A 792-nucleotide genomic window follows, 5' to 3' on the forward strand; every position below is an offset into this window, starting at 1 on the left:
GTCCAGGACGAGCAACTCTCGATCGTGAGGTGAGCGCAAGGGCGCTGCTCCTCCCACGACCAAGACCCGGACCCCCGCGACGGCGGCGTGGTCGAGGACACGGCTGGTCAGCGGAGCCATACGGCTTTCGTCGCCGGGGGCCATGCGCACGGTGAGCACGACGGCGTCTGCGTCGTTCAGGACGGGCTGCAAGGGTGCCTCGAGGTCTGTCAGATCGAGACGAGTGACGGTGGTATGCGGGTCGTTGGTCTCCTGTGGGTTCCGCGATACGGCAGTGACGTGGTGGCCGCGGCGTGTGGCCTCCTGCGCGATCGCTGCGCCGGCCATGCCGGTGGCTCCGAGAACCGTGATGTTCATGAATTGTCCTTTCGACGATGGGTGGGTGCGGGGAGCTGGCCACAGACCATGGCGGCCAGGGCGATCGCGAAGCCGAGGTACTGCTCGGCTCCGAGGTGTTCGTGCGCGATCAGGACGCCGAGCAGGGCGGCGACCAACGGCGAGAGAAGTCCCAGGAGGGCTGTGGACGTGACGGGCAGGCGTCGGATGCCGGTGAACCAGAGGCTGTAAGAGACCAGTGCCCCGACCAGGCCGAGCCAGGCGTACCCAAGCCAGCCACGACCGGAAATCACTGCCGGTGGCCCCTCCACCAGCAGCGCCGGGATCGCCAGCAGAAGGCCGGCGGCCGTCAGCTGCCAACCGGCCAATGCGATGGGCGAGACACCTTGGGGGAGCTTCCACTTCTTGGTCAGGACCACGCCCGTGGCCATGGCCCCTGTGCCACCGAGTCCTGCA

General features: G+C 67.9%; 2 protein-coding genes. Both read right to left on the bottom strand.

Annotation, left to right across the window (positions count from 1 at the left end):
* Positions 1–357: NAD(P)-dependent oxidoreductase (locus QP996_RS11730; protein WP_284872811.1), on the bottom strand; the 357-nt coding region annotated here is incomplete at its 3' end.
* The coding region (locus tag QP996_RS11735; RefSeq protein WP_284872812.1) for an EamA family transporter at positions 354–792 on the bottom strand (439 nt) is incomplete at its 5' end. The genes QP996_RS11735 and QP996_RS11730, both read right to left, overlap by 4 nt.

The sequence above is a fragment of the Corynebacterium sp. MSK008 genome (genome assembly GCF_030232585.1).
Taxonomy (GTDB): domain Bacteria; phylum Actinomycetota; class Actinomycetes; order Mycobacteriales; family Mycobacteriaceae; genus Corynebacterium.